This is a genomic window from Enterobacter cloacae complex sp. 372C4 (genome assembly GCF_050030615.1).
In the GTDB taxonomy this organism is placed as follows: Bacteria; Pseudomonadota; Gammaproteobacteria; order Enterobacterales; family Enterobacteriaceae; genus Enterobacter; species Enterobacter intestinihominis.
The window spans coordinates 3,962,583-3,983,201 of record NZ_JBLGUQ010000001.1; the positions used below are offsets into that span (position 1 = coordinate 3,962,583).

General features: G+C 54.6%; 16 protein-coding genes and 1 other RNA gene. 9 read left to right on the forward strand and 8 right to left on the reverse strand.

All coding sequences use genetic code 11. From position 1 onward, the window contains the following. Window positions 1-7: 7 nt before the first annotated feature. From ACQG11_RS19300 to ppsR, 4 genes are all read right to left on the reverse strand, one after another. Complete coding sequence (locus ACQG11_RS19300; RefSeq protein WP_426728670.1) at window positions 8-1,990, reverse strand: TonB-dependent hemoglobin/transferrin/lactoferrin family receptor; 1,983 nt, start codon at window positions 1,988-1,990, stop codon at window positions 8-10. 76 nt (window positions 1,991-2,066) lie between these two features. Continuing rightward, window positions 2,067-2,255: a hemin uptake protein HemP gene (hemP, locus tag ACQG11_RS19305; RefSeq protein ID WP_022647850.1), complete on the reverse strand. Its 189-nt coding sequence runs from the start codon at window positions 2,253-2,255 to the stop codon at window positions 2,067-2,069. Between the two features lie 209 nt (window positions 2,256-2,464). Next, window positions 2,465-3,511 carry a 3-deoxy-7-phosphoheptulonate synthase AroH gene (gene aroH, locus ACQG11_RS19310; protein ID WP_426728671.1) on the reverse strand — a complete coding sequence of 349 codons (1,047 nt, stop codon included), beginning with the start codon at window positions 3,509-3,511 and terminating at the stop codon, window positions 2,465-2,467. A 150-nt stretch (window positions 3,512-3,661) separates the two neighbouring features. Continuing rightward, on the reverse strand, window positions 3,662-4,495 hold the full coding sequence (gene ppsR, locus ACQG11_RS19315; RefSeq protein WP_017384644.1) for a posphoenolpyruvate synthetase regulatory kinase/phosphorylase PpsR: 834 nt from the start codon (window positions 4,493-4,495) through the stop codon (window positions 3,662-3,664). 335 nt (window positions 4,496-4,830) lie between these two features. Between ppsR and ppsA the strand changes: the two genes are divergently transcribed. The 4 genes from ppsA (at window position 4,831) to ACQG11_RS19335 (ending at window position 11,788) form a co-directional block, all read left to right on the forward strand. Then, the gene (gene ppsA, locus ACQG11_RS19320; RefSeq protein ID WP_046620285.1) at window positions 4,831-7,209 is read left to right on the forward strand and encodes a phosphoenolpyruvate synthase; all 2,379 of its coding nucleotides are present in this window, start codon (window positions 4,831-4,833) and stop codon (window positions 7,207-7,209) included. A gap of 234 nt (window positions 7,210-7,443) precedes the next feature. Then, a complete protein-coding gene (locus ACQG11_RS19325) occupies window positions 7,444-8,844 on the forward strand; it encodes an MFS transporter (protein ID WP_038415905.1) in 1,401 nt (466 codons plus the stop codon). 3 nt (window positions 8,845-8,847) lie between these two features. Further along, entirely contained in the window at window positions 8,848-11,223 is a 2,376-nt protein-coding gene (locus tag ACQG11_RS19330; RefSeq protein WP_426728672.1) for a glycoside hydrolase family 3 N-terminal domain-containing protein, read from the forward strand. 358 nt (window positions 11,224-11,581) lie between these two features. Continuing rightward, window positions 11,582-11,788 (forward strand): hypothetical protein, encoded by a 207-nt coding sequence (locus ACQG11_RS19335; protein WP_022647855.1) that lies wholly within the window; start codon window positions 11,582-11,584, stop codon window positions 11,786-11,788. A gap of 401 nt (window positions 11,789-12,189) precedes the next feature. Here the strand turns inward: ACQG11_RS19335 and rprA are convergent. Beyond that, an RNA gene (gene rprA, locus ACQG11_RS19340) (antisense sRNA RprA) lies at window positions 12,190-12,297 on the reverse strand. A 209-nt stretch (window positions 12,298-12,506) separates the two neighbouring features. Further along, window positions 12,507-13,622, reverse strand: coding sequence for an AI-2E family transporter YdiK (gene ydiK, locus ACQG11_RS19345; protein WP_022647856.1), 1,116 nt, complete (start codon window positions 13,620-13,622; stop codon window positions 12,507-12,509). A gap of 199 nt (window positions 13,623-13,821) precedes the next feature. On the opposite strand from ydiK, the gene ydiJ reads away from it, so the two are divergent. The 3 genes from ydiJ to ACQG11_RS19360 all read left to right on the forward strand — a co-directional run bounded on the left by ydiJ (window position 13,822) and on the right by ACQG11_RS19360 (window position 17,565). Next, complete coding sequence (gene ydiJ / locus ACQG11_RS19350; RefSeq protein ID WP_426728673.1) at window positions 13,822-16,878, forward strand: D-2-hydroxyglutarate dehydrogenase YdiJ; 3,057 nt, start codon at window positions 13,822-13,824, stop codon at window positions 16,876-16,878. Beyond that, window positions 16,875-17,285 carry a 1,4-dihydroxy-2-naphthoyl-CoA hydrolase gene (menI, locus tag ACQG11_RS19355; protein WP_023305978.1) on the forward strand — a complete coding sequence of 137 codons (411 nt, stop codon included), beginning with the start codon at window positions 16,875-16,877 and terminating at the stop codon, window positions 17,283-17,285. Before ydiJ ends, menI begins: the two co-directional genes overlap by 4 nt. An 85-nt stretch (window positions 17,286-17,370) precedes the next feature. Beyond that, window positions 17,371-17,565, forward strand: coding sequence for a YdiH family protein (locus tag ACQG11_RS19360; protein ID WP_003857766.1), 195 nt, complete (start codon window positions 17,371-17,373; stop codon window positions 17,563-17,565). A 46-nt stretch (window positions 17,566-17,611) separates the two neighbouring features. Here the strand turns inward: ACQG11_RS19360 and ACQG11_RS19365 are convergent, their stop codons facing one another. Both ACQG11_RS19365 and ACQG11_RS19370 read right to left on the reverse strand, forming a co-directional pair. Further along, a complete protein-coding gene (locus tag ACQG11_RS19365; RefSeq protein ID WP_023299922.1) occupies window positions 17,612-18,241 on the reverse strand; it encodes a helix-turn-helix domain-containing protein in 630 nt (209 codons plus the stop codon). Between the two features lie 77 nt (window positions 18,242-18,318). Further along, complete coding sequence (locus ACQG11_RS19370) at window positions 18,319-18,978, reverse strand: winged helix-turn-helix transcriptional regulator (protein WP_022647860.1); 660 nt, start codon at window positions 18,976-18,978, stop codon at window positions 18,319-18,321. A gap of 354 nt (window positions 18,979-19,332) precedes the next feature. On the opposite strand from ACQG11_RS19370, the gene ACQG11_RS19375 reads away from it, so the two are divergent. Next, window positions 19,333-19,863 carry a fimbrial protein gene (locus ACQG11_RS19375; protein WP_426728674.1) on the forward strand — a complete coding sequence of 177 codons (531 nt, stop codon included), beginning with the start codon at window positions 19,333-19,335 and terminating at the stop codon, window positions 19,861-19,863. A 57-nt stretch (window positions 19,864-19,920) separates the two neighbouring features. Next, window positions 19,921-20,598, forward strand: a complete 678-nt coding sequence (locus ACQG11_RS19380; protein WP_400212399.1) for a molecular chaperone — start codon at window positions 19,921-19,923, stop codon at window positions 20,596-20,598. The last annotated feature ends 21 nt before the right edge of the window (window positions 20,599-20,619 follow it).

A 20,619-nucleotide genomic window follows, 5' to 3' on the forward strand; every position in this document is an offset into this window, starting at 1 on the left:
AAGGGAATTACCATTGATAACTGACGAATATCTTGCCGTTGCGGCCATCCTGCGGGATGCCCTGCGGTGACCAGTAGGCTTTGTCGAAGGCGTTCCCCAGCACGAGGGTGGTGGTGATGCCTTTGAACTGCTGCTGGCCTTTATAACTGACGTAGAAATCATTTACTGCGTAGCCAGGCTGCTCGCTGTAGCTGCTGCTGATGTGCGTTGAACGTTCGACGAAGGTGCCGATCCAGCCCACGGAGAAGCCGCTTTGCGCCACCGGGATATCCAGCTTGCTGGTGACGGTGTCCGGGTTGATGCTGGAGATATATTCACCCGTGTCGGTATCTTTCCCGCGCGTGCGGTTGTAGGCCACGTCGAGGTTGAACAGGCTGGTCGAGTAGGTCGCCATCATGTCCCAGCCCCAGATTTTGGCATTTGGTACGTTATAGGACATGGTGGTGGCCGCCGCAAAATCGACGGTGGTAGAGATGTAATCTTTCGCTTTGGTGTCGAAGTAGCTGGCTTTGAACTCCAGCGCGTCGTTGGCGAGTAGCAGATCGTCGAAACGCAGCCCAAAACCGAACTCCTGGGTTTCGTTAGTTTCCGGACGCAGGTTCGGGTTCGGCACCCAGTAGTTGGTGTAGAAACTGCCGATGGAGAAGTGCTTCGAGTCGTTATACATCTCGCCCATCGTTGGCGCGCGGAAGGCCTGAGCGTAAGAGCCGAACAGCATCAGCCAGTCGGCTGGACTCACGGTTAACCCGGCGCGTGATGACCACTTATCCGCATCCACGTCGTCGTAACCGCTGCTGCTGCCGCGGTAGTTGTCGTAACGCGTCCCGCCGAGAAGCGTTACCGGCAGGTCGCGCAGGGTGATCTCATCCTGCAACCAGCCGGAGCTAAAGTCGATCTTCGCGTCCGGGAAGCCGGTGGTCGCGCCGCCAGGGTGTTGCTCCTGACGATAGTATTCCCCGCCGTAGGTCAGCAGGTGCGAGGCAAAAGAGTCGCTGAACAGGCGGGTGCGGTTTTCCACTTTGCCGCCTTTGGTGGTCTGCTTACGGAACTCGCCGCTGGCGTCGATGTTCTGGGCGTTGATCCGTGCTTCGGACCAGTAGATTTTCGCATCGGCGTTCAGCCAGTCGTTTCCGGCGGGCGCTATGCGGTAGCCAAGCTGAGCATCGCGCTGAATGGTGGAACGGTCGGTCATCGGGTTACTGCTGCTGGCATCCGTGGTCTGCGGATTTTTCGGCTCCTGCGCGTCGTTGTTGTAGTAGCGCAGGGAGCCGCTCAGCGTCTGAGCCGGATCAATTTTCCAGCTGCCTTTCGCCAGCATATTGTTGATGGATTCGTCGTTTGGCGCCCTCGCGCCGTCACTCTGGCGAATGTCGCCGCGATCGCGACTGGACCAGGAGACAACACCGTCCAGGGTATCGGTGCGGCCATAGGCGCTGGCGCCCATCCCGATGCTGTGATCGCCCGTTGCACCGGTAGCAAATACGCGATAGCCGCTATTTTTACCTGCGTCCAGCAGATCGCTGGCGTCGACGGTGTCATATGAAATTACGCCGCCCAGCGCGCCGCTGCCGTACAGCAAGGCGGAAGGGCCACGTACCACTTCGATACGTTTGATCAGCGCCGGATCGAGGAACGTGCTGTTCAGGTGTCCGGTATCGGTGCCCTGGCGTACGCCATCCACCAGCACCAGCACGCCACGTCGGTCGTAACCGCGCAGGTTAACGTCCTGACCGTTGGTGCGCCCGGTGCCGTCCAGCGTCAGGCCGGGCACCTTGCGCAGCAGGTCGGCGGCGGAGCTGGCGGTCTGGTTTTCCGGCGCGGTGGCGTCAATCACGCTTACCATCATGGGGGCTTCGAAGGCGCTGCGGGCGTTGCCGGTGGCGGTAACGGTGATATCGTCTGTGGCGGCAAACGCAACGCCCGGCAGGGTGCTGACAATTGCCAGCGCCAGAAGAGACGGGCGTAAAGACACGGATTGCAGGTGTGGCATAGCAACTCTCCATAAGAATTGAAAAGCGCTGGCTGCCTGGGGATCACCTGGGTGGCTGGCGAATGTGTTGTCTGGATTATTTAGTCAGGATCAGTTTTCCGGCATTGGTCTGGCGCAGCAGGTAGTGCTGGCCGTCATGCTCGATAATGACCCGTCCCTCCTCACCCAACAGGCTTTTGCTGTCGATTCGGCGATCGGTGGGAGCAGGGGACGGCGCTGTGTGTGTTTTTACTGGCGTTGCCGCGCTGTTATCGGTCGGTGACATAATGTTTATAAATAACAATCAATGTAACAATGATAATCATTATCAATAAACTGCAAATTCACGGCAAGCGTTTTTATGAAAATTGTGTGAGGGGATCAAATTTGGGGGAGAGGTGCGGTCTGATGCCCTCACCCCGACCCTCTCCCACGGGGAGAGGGAGAAGGGCACGTACCGTAGGCCGGGTAAGCGCAGCGTCACCCGGCAGGATTTTAAAAGCGCGTGTCCACGGCTGAAGCCAGCTTCTCCAGCAGCAGCTCGCTGTCTTCCCAGCTCAGGCACGGGTCGGTGATCGACTGGCCGTACGCCATTTGCTGTCCGGCGACGATCTTCTGCGTGCCTTCTTTGATAAAGCTCTCCGCCATAATTCCTGCAATGGCGGTCGAGCCGCTGCGGATCTGCTGGCAGACTTCATCGCAGACGTCCAGCTGGCGGCGGTGCTGTTTCTGGCAGTTGCCGTGGCTGAAATCCACCACCAGATGCTCCGGCAGGTCAAATTCCGCCAGCGTTTCGCAGGCGGCGGCAATATCTTCTGCATGGTAATTCGGTTTTTTACCGCCACGCATAATGATATGTCCGAACGGGTTGCCGCTGGTCTGGTAGATGGTCATCTGGCCGTTTTTATCCGGGGAGAGGAACATATGGCTGGCGCGTGACGCGCGGATGGCATCAACGGCGATGCGGGTATTGCCGTCCGTTCCGTTTTTGAAGCCCACCGGGCAAGAGAGCGCCGACGCCATTTCACGGTGGATCTGGCTTTCGGTGGTACGCGCGCCAATCGCGCCCCAGCTAATGAGGTCGGCAATAAACTGTCCGGTCACCATATCCAGAAATTCGGTAGCGGTCGGCACGCCCAGCTCGTTAACCTGTAACAGCAGCTTACGCGCCAGCGCAATGCCGTGATTCACCCGGTAACTACCGTTCAGATCGGGATCGGATATCAATCCTTTCCAGCCCACGACGGTACGCGGTTTTTCAAAGTAGGTACGCATCACGATCTCCAGGCGATCCTGATACGTGCCGCGCAGCGTCTGAAGGCGTTGTGCATAATCCATCGCCGCGTCCAGGTCGTGGATGGAGCAGGGGCCAATTACTACCAGAAGACGTTTGTCTTCACCATTGAGAATTTTTTCGATGCGGCGACGGGAGGCCGTCACATGGTCCGCTACCTCGGCGGAAACGGGGTGCAGCCGGGCCAGCTCAGCCGGGGTGACCAGGCTATCAATGCGCGCGGTGCGCAGTTCGTCGGTTTTGTTCATGGAATGTCTCAGAAATTTTTTGCTTCATCGGCAGACTACCGGGAAGTGATGGGCATCACCTTAAACCAATCCCTGCTGATTTCAAGTTCGGGGCACGTCGCCCCGAGGATGGCATGATAATAACTGAAACAGGATTAATGTACTAGCATATTAGTACATGCGACGATTCAGTCCCATGATATCGAGGATCTTGGTGGCAATTTCTTCTACTGAATAGTTGGTACTGTTCAGCCAGGGGATCTGATTTTTCCGGTACAGCGCTTCGACTTCGGAGACTTCCATTCGGCACTGGCGCATTGAGGCGTAGCGGCTGTTCTCGCGACGTTCTTCGCGGATCGCCGCCAGTCGTTCCGGGTTGATGGTTAGCCCAAACAGCTTATGCTGAAGCGGCTTGAGCGCGGCAGGCAGCACCAGGTTGTCCATATCATCGGCAATAAAGGGGTAGTTGGCGGCGCGAATGCCAAACTGCATTGCCAGGTAAAGGCTGGTGGGGGTTTTACCGCAGCGCGACACGCCAAGCAAAATGACCTGCGCCTGGTCCAGATTGCGCAGCGAGATCCCGTCGTCGTGCGCCAGGGTGTAATCAATGGCGGCAATACGCGCATCGTATTTGGTCAGGTTGCCGGGGTTCAGCCCGTGGGTACGGTGAGCGATCGGCGTCGGGTCGAGCTTCAGCTCGCTTTGCAAGGGTGCAACCAGCGCCTGCACGATATCCTGACAGAAGCCCTCGCTTTGCAGAATGATGTTGCGGATCTCAGGGATCACAATGGAATAGAACACCAGCGGACGAACACCGGTCTGCTGGTAAATGGCGTCGATCTGGTCCTTGACCGCTTTGGCCCGGCTCTCGTTTTCCACGAACGGCAGCGTGATGCTGTTTATCGACACGGGAAACTGCGACATCACCGCGTGTCCCAGCACCTCGGCGGTAATCGCCGTCCCATCAGAAATATAAAAAACGTGGCGATCGACAGCATTATCCATTTTATCCACCCTGAATAGCGTACGTAATTGCCTGAAAGCATAAATTAAAAAAGTTAATTGCACAGCAAAGAACTTATCTGAATTTAAAATGAAATGGTGTTTTTGATTTTCCTGAAAAGTGGATTTCATTTTCTGATTAGCGGCGTTATTTCTATGGTTTTTGACGGAATCTATAGGAATCATCGGGTTAGCGAGTGCGGGGAAACTGTCCGAAAAGTTGAAAATTTAAATTGCTTACACGATTCACCGTTTTTTTAGCGGAAATAAATATGCCAGTATAAATACGTAGTCAGGTGTTTCTTACTCCGATCAAATATCACAAAAGGATTGTTTCGATGTCCAACAATGGCTCGTCACCGCTGGTGCTTTGGTATAACCAACTCGGCATGAATGATGTAGACAGAGTTGGGGGCAAAAATGCCTCCCTGGGTGAAATGATTACAAATCTGTCCGGTATGGGTGTCTCCGTACCAAACGGGTTTGCCACAACCGCCGATGCGTTTAACCTGTTTTTAGACCAGAGCGGTGTAAACCAGCGCATTTACGACCTGCTGGATAAAACGGATATTGATGATGTCACCGAGCTTGCCAAAGCCGGGGCGCAAATCCGCCAGTGGATTATCGACACACCTTTCCAGCCGGAACTGGAAAAAGCCATCCATGACGCCTACAACCAGCTCTCCGCTGACGACGCGCAGGCCTCCTTTGCCGTGCGCTCTTCCGCTACCGCGGAAGATATGCCGGATGCCTCTTTCGCCGGACAGCAGGAAACCTTCCTCAACGTTCAGGGTTACGAGGCGGTACTGGTGGCGGTGAAGCATGTGTTTGCTTCCCTGTTCAACGACCGCGCCATCTCCTATCGCGTGCATCAGGGCTATGACCACCGCGGCGTCGCGCTCTCCGCAGGCGTACAGCGCATGGTGCGCTCCGACGTGGGCTCTTCCGGCGTGATGTTCTCTATCGACACGGAATCCGGCTTCGACCAGGTGGTGTTTATCACCTCCGCATGGGGTCTGGGCGAGATGGTGGTGCAGGGGGCGGTGAACCCTGACGAATTCTACGTGCACAAGCCTACGCTGGCGGCTAACCGTCCGGCAGTGGTACGCCGCACCATGGGCTCGAAAAAAATCCGCATGATCTATGCCCCGACGCAAGAGCATGGCAAGCAGGTCACCATTGAAGATGTGCCGCTGGAGCAGCGGGATCGCTTCTCGCTCACCGACGCCGAAGTGGAAGAGCTGGCGAAGCAGGCGGTGCAGATTGAAAAACACTATGGCCGTCCGATGGACATCGAGTGGGCCAAAGACGGACACACCGGCAAGCTGTTTATCGTACAGGCGCGTCCGGAAACCGTCCGTTCGCGCGGTCAGGTCATGGAGCGCTACACCCTGCACGCGCAGGGCAAAATTGTCGCGGAAGGCCGCGCAATCGGCCACCGCATCGGTGCCGGTCCGGTGAAAGTGATCCACGACATCAGCGAGATGAATCGCATTCAGCCTGGCGACGTGCTGGTGACCGACATGACCGACCCGGACTGGGAGCCGATCATGAAGAAAGCGGCTGCTATCGTCACCAACCGCGGTGGCCGTACCTGTCACGCGGCTATCATTGCCCGTGAGCTGGGGATCCCGGCGGTAGTCGGCTGTGGTGACGCGACCGAACGCATGAAGGACGACCAGAACGTGACGGTCTCCTGTGCCGAAGGCGATACCGGTTACGTGTATGCCGATATCCTCGACTTCAGCGTGAAGAGTTCCAGCGTGGATACCATGCCGGACCTGCCGCTGAAAATCATGATGAACGTCGGTAACCCGGATCGCGCGTTTGACTTCGCCTGCCTGCCGAACGAAGGCGTGGGCCTGGCGCGTCTGGAATTCATCATCAACCGCATGATCGGCGTTCACCCGCGCGCGCTGCTGGAGTTTGACGACCAGGACGCGAAGCTGCAAAACGAAATCCGCGAGATGATGAAGGGTTACGACTCGCCGAGAGAGTTCTATGTCGGCCGCCTGACGGAAGGCATCGCCACGCTCGGCGCGGCCTTCTACCCGAAACGCGTGATCGTGCGTCTGTCGGACTTTAAGTCCAACGAATACGCTAACCTGGTGGGCGGCGAACGCTACGAGCCGGAAGAAGAGAACCCGATGCTGGGCTTCCGCGGCGCCGGACGCTACGTGTCGGAAAGCTTCCGCGACTGCTTCGCGCTGGAGTGCGAAGCGGTAAAACGCGTGCGCAACGACATGGGGTTGACCAACGTGGAAATCATGATCCCGTTCGTCCGTACCGTGGATCAGGCGAAAGCGGTGGTGGATGAGCTGGCGCGTCAGGGGCTGAAGCGCGGCGAGAACGGGCTGAAGATCATCATGATGTGTGAAATTCCGTCCAACGCCCTGCTGGCCGAGCAGTTCCTGGAGCACTTCGACGGCTTCTCCATTGGTTCGAATGATATGACGCAGCTGGCGCTCGGCCTGGACCGCGACTCCGGCGTCGTCTCTGAGCTGTTTGATGAGCGTAACGAGGCGGTGAAAGCGCTGCTCTCCATGGCCATCCGTGCGGCGAAGAAACAGGGTAAATATGTCGGGATCTGCGGGCAGGGTCCTTCTGACCATGAAGACTTTGCGGCCTGGCTGATGGATGAGGGGATTGATAGCCTCTCCCTGAACCCGGACACCGTGGTGCAAACCTGGCTGAGCCTGGCAGAGCTGAACAAGTAAAACCTGCATAACCTGAAAAAGGCGAGGATATCTGTCCTCGCCTTTTTTATTTTCCTGCGAATATGCTCACCATCACAAATAAAGCAAAAAACCAAATATCATAATTTATCTGTTAATTTAGACAATTGTTAGTGGGCAGGGCGTTGCTAATACTTGAGCCTTACCGCGTACATCCGTCGGGATGATGCGCGACTGGTTGAAATACGTTTTAACCTGATAAAAAGGCAAATAACAATGACAATCTCCTCTGTATTACGTACCAAAGATAAAATAGGTTATGGCCTCGGTGATATGGCCAGCGCGCTGGTCTGGCAAACGGCAACGTTATTTCTCGCGTATTTCTATACGGACGTATTCGGTTTGCCGGCGGCCATTATGGGCACCATGTTTTTAGTGGTGCGCGTGATCGATGCGTTTGTCGATCCGTGCATTGGCGCGCTGGTGGACCGCACTCAGACCCGCCACGGTCGTTTTCGTCCCTGGCTGCTCTGGTTTGCCATTCCGTTTGGCGTGAGCTGCCTGATTACCTTCTACGTACCGGATGCCGGGCAGACGGCGAAAATTGTCTATGCCTGCGTAACCTATGCCATCCTGAGCCTGATCTACTCCGCGATTAACGTTCCATACTGCGCCATGCCCGGCGCGCTGACGCTCGACCCGCGCGAGCGCCACTCGCTGCAATCCTGGCGCTTTGGCCTGTCGTTTATCGGCGGGTTGATTGTAACGGTCATCGCGCTGCCGCTGGTCTCATTATTAGGTCAGGGGAATGTGCAAAAAGGTTATTTCTATGCCATGAGCCTGATGGGGCTGCTGGGTATTATTTTATTCTTCTGCTGCTTCTTTATGACCCGGGAGCGTTACTCGCCACGCAATGACACCTCCGGCTCGATGCTGACGGATTTAAAACTGCTGGCCGCCAACAGCCAGTGGCGAATTGTTTTTCTGTTTAATATTTTACTGTTAACCGCCGTCGTGACGCGTGGCTCTGCGACCATGTATTACGTTAACTATGTTCTGTTACGTCCTGAACTGGTCTTTGCCTTTATTGTTTCCGGCATGGTGGCATCCTTAAGCGGCGCATTATTATCTGAACGCCTGCTGGGGAAATTTGATCGCGTACGTGCCTATCAGTGGACCATTATTTCTTTCGTTATTTTTGGCGCGCTGATTTTCTTCATTCCGCCTTCGCAGGTGTGGCTGATATTCGGTCTGAATATTGTGTTTAGTTTTATTCAGAACCTGACCACGCCGCTGCAATGGACCATGTTCTCCGATGTGGTGGACTACGAAGAACACCGCAGCGGCCGCCGTCTGGACGGGCTGGTCTTTTCTACCGCCCTGTTTGCCATCAAGTTTGGGCTGGCGCTGGGTGGGGCGGTGGTCGGTTGGGTGCTGGGCATGGTGGATTACGCGCCCGGACAGGCAAACCAGGCGCCTCACGTTCTCGCAACCATCAATGCCCTGTTCACCCTGATCCCCTGCGCGCTGTTCCTCTGCATGGTGGCGCTCCTTGCTATCTACAAACTCAACAGCCGACTGGTGGATTCCATTGCCCGTGAGCTGGCCAGCAAGCGAGACATTCGAAACGATGCGGGGCAGCTCAGCCCGGTAACCCAATCCGCACTACAGGAGTAAACCATGACTGTGATCTACAAGGACGCGGGACGTCCCGTACACGAGCGTGTCGCTGATTTACTGGCGCGTATGACGCCGGAAGAGAAATTTGCCCAGATGCACGCGTACTGGCTGATCCTCGATGAACACGGCAACCACCGCGAGCGTAGCGATTTGAGCGATGAGTTCGCCGGCGTGAGCGAACAGGCGTCCCTCAGCGAAAGGCTGAAGCTGGGCGTCGGGCAGATCACCCGTCCGCTCGGCACGCACATTGTTGATGCAAAAACCGGCGTGCGTGCCGCTAACCGCCTGCAACGTATGATGATGGAGGAGACCCGGCTCGGCATTCCGGCGCTGTTTCATGAGGAGTGTCTGGTGGGGCTGCTGTGCAAAGATGCAACCCTGTTCCCGTCGTCGCTGAACTACGGTTCCACCTGGGACCCGGCGCTGGTGCAGCGCGCGGCGGAGCAGATTGGCAACGAGGCCCGGTCTGTCGGGTGCCAGCAGGGGCTGGCCCCGGTGCTGGATGTCTCGCGCGATGTGCGCTGGGGACGGACGGAAGAGACCTTTGGGGAAGATCCGTGGCTGGTAGGGGTGATGGCGACGGCGTACGTGAAGGGGTTGCAGGGCGATAAGCGCGATCTGCTGGCGACCCTGAAACATTACGTGGGGCACTCCTTCAGCGAAGGGGCGCGCAACCATGCGCCGGTCCATCTGGGTTTCAGCGAGCTAAACGATACCTTCCTGCTACCGTTTGAGATGGCGGTGAAGCTGGCCAACGCCGGTTCGGTGATGCCGGCCTATCATGACATCGATAATCAGCCAGGGCACAGCGACCATTTCCTGCTCACCACCGTGCTGCGTGAACAGTGGGGCTTCGACGGCATTATTGTCGCGGATTACGGCGGCGTCAGTCTGCTGCACCAGCACCATGGGATTTCTCACGATCCAGCAGAATCGGCGGCGCTGGCGTTTAACGCCGGGCTGGACGTGGAATTGCCGAAGGATGACTGCGCGCGTCATCTGGCGGAAGCGGTAGAGCGTGGGCTTATCTCAATGGCGAAAGTGGATGAGATTGTGGCGCGCGTGCTAAGTGAAAAATTCCGTCTCGGGCTGTTTGAAAAACCGTACGCCGACGAAAAAGGTATCGATTTGCAGAATGAGGCGACCCGGCAGGTGGCGCGCGAGGTGGCAACAAAATCGATCACGCTGCTGGAAAATAACGGCATTTTGCCCCTCGGCGGAAAACCCCGTGTAGCGGTAGTGGGGCCGACGGCGGACGATCCGCTGGCGTTGCTGAGCGGCTACAGCTTCCCGGTTCACCTGATCATCAGTGATATGGTTGAAGAGACCTCGCAGGTGACAACCCCGCGCGCGGCGCTGGAACAGTACCTTGGCGCATCGCAGATACGTTACGCCAAAGGGTGCCACATTATCGAAAAACGGATGGCGGGTGCGCCGGTGTTCCCGGGCGACAGCGGCGGTAAACCGATGCAGCAATCGCCGGTTTCACAACGCACGGATTTGATCCCCGAAGCCGTGAGCGCGGTAAAAGAGAGTGACGTGGTGGTGGCCTGCGTGGGCGACCTCGCCGGGCTATTCCAGAGCGGCACCGTGGGGGAAGGATCGGATACCGATTCGCTGAATCTGCCGGGCGTGCAGCAACAGCTGCTTGAGGAGCTGGTGGCAACCGGCAAGCCGGTAATTGTCGTCATGACGGGCGGGCGTCCTTATAACCTTCAGGGGCTGGAAGAGAAGGTGGCCGCGCTGATGATGGCCTGGGCGCCGGGGCAGGAAGGGGGCTGGGCGATTGCCGATATCTTAACCGGCCGCGCGGAGCCGCAGGGCAGGCTGGTAGTCAGCGTGCCGAAAAACGCCGGGGCGATGCCGTACTACTATAACCACAAGCTGAAAAGCGGCGGCACGCCGTTTGCGTTCCATTTCGGCGCACTTTACCCGTTCGGTTACGGTCTTGGCTGGACGCAGTTTCACTGGAGTGCGGCGCGTCTCGCTGAAAGCCACGTCCCGGTCGACGGAGAGGTGGTGTTAAGCGTCGAAGTCAGCAACATCGGGGAGCGCAGCGGCAGCGAAGTAATACAGGTGTACGTGCGTGACAAAGTCGCGACGCAGGTTCGTCCGCTTCAGGAGCTGAAAGCGTTTCAACGCGTTACGCTTTCACCGGGAGAAACCGCCACCCTGACCTTTACCCTGCCGGTGGAGATGTTTAATTTCACCCGCCGGGACGGGAAGCGAATTGTCGAGCCAGGTGAATTTGAGCTACAGGTTGGCGCGTCCTCGGCGGATATTCGCGAGGTAGTGAACGTGCAGGTGACCGGGGAGACGCGGGTGCTGGAGGGGGAATGGCAGATGTTGAGTAGGAGTGAAATTTGTAAAAATTAATATTCAGGACTCGCCTGGCCACAAAGGCGAGTCCTCTTTCAAGCAATCAAAAGAGGAAAATGAACTTACAAAGCACTAATAACTTAAAAAAATAGTTCGCATAAGAATAGTCTTAGCTGCCTTGTTCTGAGCCTGGAACTGATATAGCTACTCTTCACCGTCTGCTGGCTGCAGGACTGCGCCAGATAGCCTGATAGGTTTGATGAGCTATAAAAGATGAAATTTAAATGAAGATACGGACTCTGTCTGATTTAAGTTCCCTGTGCAACGGCTACATGACAACGCAATGCAGGGAAAACGAAGAACTACAGTGCATAGCGTCAGAACTCAGGATTCAATAAGTAACTGGAGAGGTTAAGTGGTTGTAGATATTTCGGTGTTATTCATTATTCTTTTAATGATTGTGTGCGCCCTGATTTATCGCCTTTCTGTCATGGAAGATAAGTTGTTAGCAATGGAGTTAAGACACGCTACGGAAGTCAACGCAGCGCGTAGAGAAGGGTATATAAACTGCATGAATCTTCATGCTCAGGTTGAAAAAAGTATAAAAGATAAAGCTAAATGATGGCGTTTTTAGGAACGCCAGTTTGGCTGTTATATCATTTACTGTGCTTGCCTTGACGTTTATCTTTTTTCTTATGGCGGGAAAATAACCCACATAATTATTGTTGACAGAAGAAAAAGGTGAAGGCGCTGCTCCTGCAGTGGTCAGCCGCCTTAAACGTGGTGATGCTCATTACAACGTGAACGTGCTCGCGCTGATGAACGGGCAGAGGCTACTAATAATTCAGAGTAAAAGGGACACCTGGCGGTACGAGAAAGATATTCAGTTGATAGTGAAATGGCATATGCTTATGACGTATGGAACTAAACAGTAAAACTCTTTCATCGCTATTCATCCGTCTGTAATGAACGGTTTTTTTGTTTAAAACACGCCTATATCCTGTGCGCTCAGCATAAGGTAAATAAAAAAAAAGCCCATCGTGGGAGATGGGCAAAGACTACACACAGCAATTCGTTGTTTCACTCAGGGGATTTCCATGCTTATAAATCAAGGTGTTGATTTATAACCGTGTCTTAATAGTAGGCATGCCAACTTTATGAGTCGATCGGATTCGTCTCAATAGTTAAAGGGAGGTAAAGATTTCTTGAAGAGAATGACGGTTTTAGGCATGAAAAGGCGGGTCTGACCAGTGCGCAGAGAATAAATAGTTTAGCAACGTTTAAGTATTCCTGCGAAGAGTGTAGGCCGGGTAAGCGTTAGTGCCACCCGGCAAAGGTTATTACTGCGCGTTCTTATCTTCCAGCTCTTCAAGTTCGCTTAAGATGAGGTCCGGATCGGTTCCGGGTGGCGGCACTTCATGCACCCAGGCAGAGAAGAGACGCCAGGTTACCGCAAGCAGCACCGGACCGATAAACAGGCCAATCATGCCGAAGGCAATCAACCCCCCGATCACCCCGGACAGGATCAGAATCAGCGGCAGATCAGCGCCCATGCGGATGAGGAGAGGACGAATCACGTTATCCATGGTGCCCACCACGCAACTCCAGACCAGCAGCACCGTGCCCCAGGTCGTGTCCCCCGTCCAGTAAAGCCAGATAATGCAGGGAACCAGCACCAGCAGCGGACCAAGCTGTGCCAGACAGGTCATCAGCATGACAACGGTGAAAATGGTTGCATAAGGTACGCCGGAAACCGCCAGCCCGATGCCGCCAAGCACAGCCTGCACCAGCGCTGTGACCACCACGCCGAGCGCTACCGCGCGAACGGCCTGGGCTGCCAGCAGCACGGCCGCATCGCCGCGTTTACCTGCCAGCCGGGTGGCGAAATGGCGTACCCCCAGCGCAACCTGCTCGCCGCGCCAGTACAGCAGGGCGCTGAAGACCAGCATCAACGTACAGTGCATCATGAAGCGACCAATATGCGCAGCCTGCCCGACAAACCAGGTGGTGGTTGTGCCGATGTACGGGCGCACTTTGGCCATCAGGGCGCTACCGCCCATCTCCAGCAGGCTGTGCCAGCCGCTGTATAGTTTTGCGCCCACAACAGGAATGCTGTTCAGCCACGCGAGATCCGGCAGCGTCATGTCACCGCTGGTGACCGCGCGAATAACCGGGCCGCTGCTGTCAACCAGGCTGTTAACCAGCAGCGCAATGGGAATAATAAACAGCAGGAACAGCAGCAGCGTCATCACCAGCACGGCAAGGCCGCGGCGACCAAACAGCAGTTTCTGCAAACGTAAGAGTAAAGGCCAGGTTGCGACCACGACGGTCGCGGCCCAGGCAAATCCGAGCACGAAAGGACGAACAATCCACAGACACGCAATAATCATAATGGCTAAGAACAGCACCGACAGCAGTATCTGTGCGACATCCCTGGGCTGACGAAGATTGACCATAAACGAAACTTTCCTTAAATGAACACCAGCAAGGCTGATGGGAATATAAACCGCATCTCTCTAATCATTAGTGATTTCAGCGATTTTTGACAGGCGGATTTTGCCCGTAATTCTACGAAGCACATAAGAAAAAAATGTGATAAAACTTTCCAGACACAACGCAAACGATTTCACACTATTCTCATTAGGGTCGACAGCAATGATCCCACAGATTTCTCAGGCACCGGGCGTCGTTCAACTGGTGCTTAATTTTTTGCAGGCACTGGAGCAACAGGGTTTTACAGGTGATACCGCCACCGATTATGCCGACAGGCTGACGATGGCAACCGATAACAGTATTTACCAGCTTCTTCCCGATGCCGTCGTTTTCCCGCGCTCTACCGCCGATGTGGCCCTCATCGCCCGTCTGGCGTCGCAGGAGCGTTTCAGCTCCCTGGTCTTTACCCCGCGCGGCGGCGGGACGGGCACCAATGGGCAGGCGCTGAACCAGGGCATCATCGTTGATATGTCCCGCTATATGAATCGCATCATTGAGATCAACCCGGAAGAGGGGTGGGTGCGTGTGGAAGCGGGGGTAATCAAAGATCAGCTGAATCAGTTTTTAAAACCGTATGGCTATTTTTTTGCGCCCGAGCTTTCCACCAGTAACCGCGCAACCCTTGGCGGGATGATCAACACCGATGCCTCAGGGCAGGGCTCGCTGGTCTACGGCAAAACCTCCGATCACGTCATGGGTGTGCGGGCGGTGCTGCTGGGGGGCGATATTCTCGATACCCAGCCGTTGCCGGTCGAACTGGCTGAAACGCTGGCAAAAGAGAGCACCACCAGCGGACGGATTTATCGCACCGTGCTGGAGCGCTGCCGCGAAAATCGCGAACTGATCCTCGACAAATTCCCGAAGCTCAATCGCTTCCTGACGGGCTACGATCTGCGCCATGTCTTTAATGACGATCTGAGCCAGTTCGATCTTACCCGCGTACTGACCGGGTCAGAAGGGACGCTGGCCTTTATCACCGAAGCGCGTCTGGATATCACCCCGCTGCCGAAGGTGCGCCGTCTGGTGAACGTCAAATACAACTCCTTTGACTCCGCGCTGCGTAATGCCCCGTTTATGGTGGAGGCGCGGGCGCTGTCGGTGGAAACCGTTGATTCAAAAGTCCTGAACCTGGCCCGGGAAGATATTGTCTGGCATTCGGTGAGCGAACTGATTACCGACGTGCCGGATAAAGAGATGCTCGGTCTGAACATCGTCGAGTTCGCCGGCGATGACGCAGAGCTGATTGAGAGCCAGGTGAGCACGCTCTGCCAGCGTCTGGATGAGCTGATTGCACAGGGGGAAGGCGGCGTCATTGGCTGGCAGCTGTGTAACGACCTCTCCGGCATCGAGCGAATCTACGCGATGCGTAAAAAGGCGGTGGGGCTGCTCGGTAACGCGAAAGGGGCGGCGAAGCCGATTCCATTTGCGGAAGATACCTGCGTGCCGCCGGAGCATCTGGCGGATTATATTGTGGAGTTTCGTGCGTTGCTCGACAGCCATGGTCTGAGCTATGGCATGTTCGGGCACGTTGACGCGGGTGTGCTACACGTGCGCCCGGCGCTGGACATGTGCGATCCGCAGCAGGAGATCCTGATGAAGGAGATCTCCGACGAGGTCGTGGCCCTTACGGCCAAATATGGCGGTTTGTTATGGGGAGAGCATGGCAAAGGATTCCGCGCCGAGTACAGTCCGGCGTTTTTTGGCGAACAACTCTACGCCGAGCTGCGTAAGGTGAAAGCCGCTTTTGATCCTGATAACCGTCTTAACCCGGGTAAAATCTGCCCGCCAGAGGGCGTTGATGCGCCGATGTTGCAGGTAGACGCCGTCAAGCGCGGCACCTATGACCGACAAATTCCGATTGCGGTTCGCGCTTCCTGGCGCGGCGCGATGGAGTGCAACGGCAACGGGCTGTGCTTCAACTTCGATGTGAAAAGCCCGATGTGTCCGTCGATGAAAATCACCAGCAACCGCATCCACTCCCCAAAAGGACGTGCGACGCTGGTGCGCGAATGGCTGCGCCTGCTGGCCGACCGCGGCATTGACCCGCTCAAGCTGGAACAGGAGCTGCCGGAAAAACGCGCCAGCCTGCGCGGGCTCATCGAACGGACCCGCAACAGCTGGCATGCGAATAAAGGCGAATACGATTTCTCGCATGAGGTGAAAGAGGCGATGTCCGGCTGCCTGGCGTGCAAGGCGTGTTCAACCCAGTGCCCGATTAAAATTGACGTGCCGGAATTCCGTTCCCGCTTCCTCCAGCTGTACCACACGCGTTATCTGCGCCCGATGCGCGACCATCTGGTGGCAACGGTGGAGAGTTACGCGCCGCTAATGGCTCGTGCGCCAAAAACCTTTAACTTCTTTATCAATCAGCCGCTGGTGCGCAAACTGTCTGAAAAACATATCGGCATGGTGGATCTGCCGCTGCTGTCGGTGCCATCGCTCCAGCGTCGGCTGGTGGGGCACCGCTCGGCGAACATGACCCTGGAACAACTGGAAGCATTAAGCCCTGAGCAGAAAGCGAAGGTGGTGCTGGTGGTGCAGGATCCGTTTACCAGCTATTACGATGCGCAGGTGGTGGTTGATTTTGTCCGTCTGGCAGAGAAAATTGGCTACCAGCCGGTGGTACTGCCGTTCTCGCCGAACGGCAAGGCGCAGCACATTAAAGGTTTCCTGACCCGCTTCGCGAAAACCGCGCAGAAAACTTCAGATTTCCTGAATCGCGTGGCGCAGCTCGATATGCCAATGGTGGGCGTCGATCCGGCGCTGGTGCTCTGTTACCGGGATGAATATAAGCAGACGCTCGGCGATAAGCGTGGTGATTTTCAGGTCTTACTGGTGCATGAGTGGCTGCCTGCGGTGCTGAAGCAAACGGCCCCTCAGGAGGTCAGCGGAGAATCCTGGTACCTGTTTGGGCACTGCACTGAAGTGACCGCGCTGCCGACGGCACCTGCCCAGTGGGCTTCTATCTTCGCCCGCTTTGGCGCGAAGCTGGAAAGCGTCAGCGTGGGCTGCTGCGGTATGGCCGGAACCTACGGTCATGAAGTCAAAAACCACGCTAACTCGCTCGGCATTTACGAGCTGTCGTGGCACCAGGCAATGCAGCGCCTGCCGCGTAACCGCTGTCTGGCGACGGGCTACTCCTGCCGCAGCCAGGTGAAACGGGTGGAAGGTAACGGCGTTCGCCATCCCTTGCAGGCTTTACTGGAGATTATCGGATGATCTGGAAACGTGCGGTCACTCTGCAGGCCTTAAATGCCATGGGTGCGGAAAACATGGTCGGTTTGCTGGATATCCAGTTTACGCGCATTGGCGATAACGAACTTGAAGCGACGATGCCAGTAGACAGCCGTACTCATCAACCGTTTGGCCTGCTGCACGGCGGTGCGTCCGTCGTGCTGGCCGAAACGCTGGGGTCGGTCGCGGGTTACCTGTGTACGGAAGGGGAGCAGAAGGTGGTCGGGCTGGAGGTCAATGCCAACCACATCCGCTCCGTTCGCAGCGGGCGCGTGCGCGGTGTTTGCCGCGCACTGCACGCCGGAAGTCGTCATCAGGTGTGGCAGATTGATATTCTGGACGAGCAGGATCGCCTGTGTTGTTCATCCAGACTGACGACGGCCGTTGTGTAAAGTTTCCGAATGTCTTGCTTTTGGTCAAAAATTAGCCGTCTGATTGTGATATACTGGTCACGTTTTGAACATAAGCGAGGACATCATGGATACTGAAATAACCCCAACACAGCTGGCAATTGAATATTTACGTCGCGATAAAAGCAATCTGTCTCCGGCGCAGTACCTGAAAAAGCTGAAACAACTTGAGCTGGAATTTACGGATTTGCTGGCGCTCTCTTCAAACGAGCTGAAAGAAGAGATCTACTTTGCCTGGCGGTTGGGCGTTCACGTCCATTGAGCAGTGAAGAAAAGGCCGCCCGCGCGGCCTTTTTTGTGTCTGAAAATCAGTATTTGGCAGGCAGCTTGTTAATTTTAATGAGCCGGCCTTCTTCCATTTCGATGAACCCGCCCGTTTTCAGGTCAGCCAGTATCCGCATTACGCCGCTGCGGGAAAGCCGGGTTTTATCCCGGATGTACCTTTCCGCCGTCACGCTGCGTCGGTAGTTGTCATCTTCCTGCATCAGCATCATGAGCTGCTGACGAATCATCTCGTAAGCCGTTGGCGCACCTTTCGGCATGACGTTGTGATAAAGGCGGTTATAGACAAACATCAGATGATTAGAAAGCAGCCCCCATAACGCCTTCTCTTTGATAACTTCTGCCACCCGATCGGTTGCTAGCACGCCGATCAGGCATGGCGTCACCGTTTTGAGATAATCGTTAAAATATATGTCCGTCAGATTAGCGAGACCAAACAGGGCGGGACTGCGCGCGGTGGTAAGCATCATGTCGTCGCTTCTTCTGTATATCGCGATTGTGCCCTCGAGAATTAAATAACACATACTCTGCCCGTTAACCTGGAGATCAAGTTGCTCACCGGGATCGGTTTTATACGTGGCGCAGTGCGGCTGTAAGTGGGAAATCAGTTCCTGGGCATAGGGAGAGCCGCGATGCGATGGTTTGTCAGAAGACATAGCGTTAACCTGGAAAGAGACTGTACTTTCTATAGTGTCGCTCTTATTTTCCACCTTCTCCAGAGATAAAAACAGCCTCAGTACTTGCGGGGTAAGTGATGGATCTCGATTAGCACGCCGCGCTCCATAGTGATGTATTTCCCCGTCCGCAACTCCGCCAGGATCCGCATAATGCCGCTGCGTGAAAGATAGGTGCGGCTTTTGATATAGGCTGCGGCGGTAATGCTTTGTCTTATGGCTTCCGGCTCCTGCATCAGTTCTACCAGCTGAAAGCGGATAATGTCGTAAGCCGACATCTGCGATATCTGGGCACAATGTTCGTAAACGCGCGATGCGGTATAGATCAGCAGGTTCGAGAAGGACTCCCATAAATTCTGTTGTGCGACTACGTGATTAAAACGCTCCAGCGTAACGCTAGCCACCTCTGAAGTTTCCAGCGCTCTGACGTAGAGGTGCTCAGAAGAAAACTGGCTGCTCACGCCGAGTATAAAAGGTGCGGATTCGGAATTTAAGACGATACCGTCACCTCGACGATGCAATGCCACGCTGCCATGTAACAGTAAAAAGCACTGGCGGATATCACCGGAATAATAATGGATGACTTCACCTTTAGCCATGATGCATCTTTCCGTATGCGGCAAAACATTATCGATTATTTTTTCAATGTGCTTAAGAGGCTTAGCGCCAAGCACTGTTGTTATTTCATTGCCTGAAACGGGCGCAATACGGGTGTTCATAAGAGGCCTCATACACTGATGCGATCATTTTTTGATCGACATAAAGAATTATCTTAAAAAACAGTTAGTCAGGGAATATTTTCGTCGAGTCTAATTATAGACTTGCCTATTAATGAGTGTTAATTAGTTGAATTTGAAACATTTTTGACTTAGGTCTAAAAGTAGACCGGGGACTTTATTGTTAAGATATTTCCAAAGTAATTTGTTTTATTTTTGTTAAAAGAGAGTCTACAGCTAGACCCTAAAATCGATTGTGCGTAGAAAAAGAGTTGTATAAATTTTGATTCGTCGAAAGGGGTTTTATTTCTGCAACTGAATATCGGTAATAAATAAAGTAATACAGGAAAGAGAATTATGAATAAAAAATTGATGATGGCAATGTTAGCGGCTGGTTCTGTACTCACCATGACCAATGCATTTGCAGTGGCAGGTACCGTTAATTTTAACGGAAATATTCTGGATTCTGCCTGCGACGTAGATGTGGCATCTCAGAACCAGGTGGTGGTATTGGGCGATTATTATAAAACGGAATTCCCGACGGCGGGAGCCAGAACGGCTGCGACGCAGTTTAATATTATTTTGAAAAACTGTCCTGTGACGGTCACTAATGCAAAAGTCCGTTTTGACGGTACGCCGGATTTAACCAACGCCAGCCTGCTGGCGATTGATACGTCCGTGGCGGGGGCGGCCACAGGGGTAGCGATTAACCTGATGACTGCAGATAAAGCCGATCTGCCGCTGTACGGCAGCAACAGCTATACCTACGCGCTCAGCAGTACGGCTGATAATACGCTGAACTTCTACGCGCAGTATATCTCCACCGCAGCGTCCGTGACCGCGGGCCCGGCTAACTCGGTCGCGAACTTCTCAGTGGTTTACAACTAAGTCATTGGCAGTAATTAGCAGGGGGCATCCCGGCCCCTTGTTTTAAGAGGTATTGAAATGCGTTTTATAACGACAACTGGCCTGACGATGGCGCTGTTATCGCTGACGTTAACATCCGCCAGTGCTGGAGTAGTTATTGGCGGCACCCGCATTATTTTCGATGGGGCAAAAAAAGAAGCGTCAATAAGTATCACCAATCCTGATGACGTTCCTTATTTAATCCAGTCGTGGATTGATGTTCAGGATGGGCAATCCGGTAAAGCGCCTTTTATTATTACGCCTCCGCTGTATCGGCTGGATGGCGGGCAAAAAAACCTTGAGCGTATTGTCATGACAGGCTCGCTGCCTCAGGGGCAGGAGAGTTTATTCTGGCTGAACATTAAAGCTATTCCATCAGCTTCAAAGCAGATGAACTCGCTGCAAATTGCCGTCAAAACGCGGATTAAACTTATTTATCGGCCAGAGAGCCTTCGTGCGTCTACCCCTGAGGAACAAACCAACAAATTAACCTGGCATCGTGCGGGAAATGCTCTGCAGGTAAATAACCCTACGCCGTACGTTATCAATTTCAATGAAATAACGGTCGGGGGTAAAAAACTTGACGATGTCACGTACGTAATGCCTTCAGGCTCAGTTCGTTTCCCGTTACCGAATGGGACCAATGGCAATACGCTGACGTTTAAAGTCATTAACGATTATGGCAATCCTGGCGAATTACACCGGGCCAGTTTGTGATCCCTTTGCATTAATCGGGTG

Bases quoted from the DNA above. Each gene is read 5' to 3' on its own strand.
- ACQG11_RS19380 (WP_400212399.1), top strand. From the start codon at position 19,921: ATGCGTTTTATAACGACAACTGGCCTGACGATGGCGCTGTTATCGCTG.
- aroH (WP_426728671.1), bottom strand. From the start codon at position 3,511: ATGAACAAAACCGACGAACTGCGCACCGCGCGCATTGATAGCCTGGTC.
- ACQG11_RS19370 (WP_022647860.1), bottom strand. From the start codon at position 18,978: ATGAACACCCGTATTGCGCCCGTTTCAGGCAATGAAATAACAACAGTG.
- ACQG11_RS19375 (WP_426728674.1), top strand. From the start codon at position 19,333: ATGAATAAAAAATTGATGATGGCAATGTTAGCGGCTGGTTCTGTACTC.
- ppsR (WP_017384644.1), bottom strand. From the start codon at position 4,495: ATGGATAATGCTGTCGATCGCCACGTTTTTTATATTTCTGATGGGACG.
- ppsA (WP_046620285.1), top strand. From the start codon at position 4,831: ATGTCCAACAATGGCTCGTCACCGCTGGTGCTTTGGTATAACCAACTC.
- ACQG11_RS19325 (WP_038415905.1), top strand. From the start codon at position 7,444: ATGACAATCTCCTCTGTATTACGTACCAAAGATAAAATAGGTTATGGC.
- menI (WP_023305978.1), top strand. From the start codon at position 16,875: ATGATCTGGAAACGTGCGGTCACTCTGCAGGCCTTAAATGCCATGGGT.
- ACQG11_RS19330 (WP_426728672.1), top strand. From the start codon at position 8,848: ATGACTGTGATCTACAAGGACGCGGGACGTCCCGTACACGAGCGTGTC.
- ydiK (WP_022647856.1), bottom strand. From the start codon at position 13,622: ATGGTCAATCTTCGTCAGCCCAGGGATGTCGCACAGATACTGCTGTCG.
- ACQG11_RS19300 (WP_426728670.1), bottom strand. From the start codon at position 1,990: ATGCCACACCTGCAATCCGTGTCTTTACGCCCGTCTCTTCTGGCGCTG.
- ACQG11_RS19365 (WP_023299922.1), bottom strand. From the start codon at position 18,241: ATGTCTTCTGACAAACCATCGCATCGCGGCTCTCCCTATGCCCAGGAA.
- hemP (WP_022647850.1), bottom strand. From the start codon at position 2,255: ATGTCACCGACCGATAACAGCGCGGCAACGCCAGTAAAAACACACACA.
- ydiJ (WP_426728673.1), top strand. From the start codon at position 13,822: ATGATCCCACAGATTTCTCAGGCACCGGGCGTCGTTCAACTGGTGCTT.
- ACQG11_RS19360 (WP_003857766.1), top strand. From the start codon at position 17,371: ATGGATACTGAAATAACCCCAACACAGCTGGCAATTGAATATTTACGT.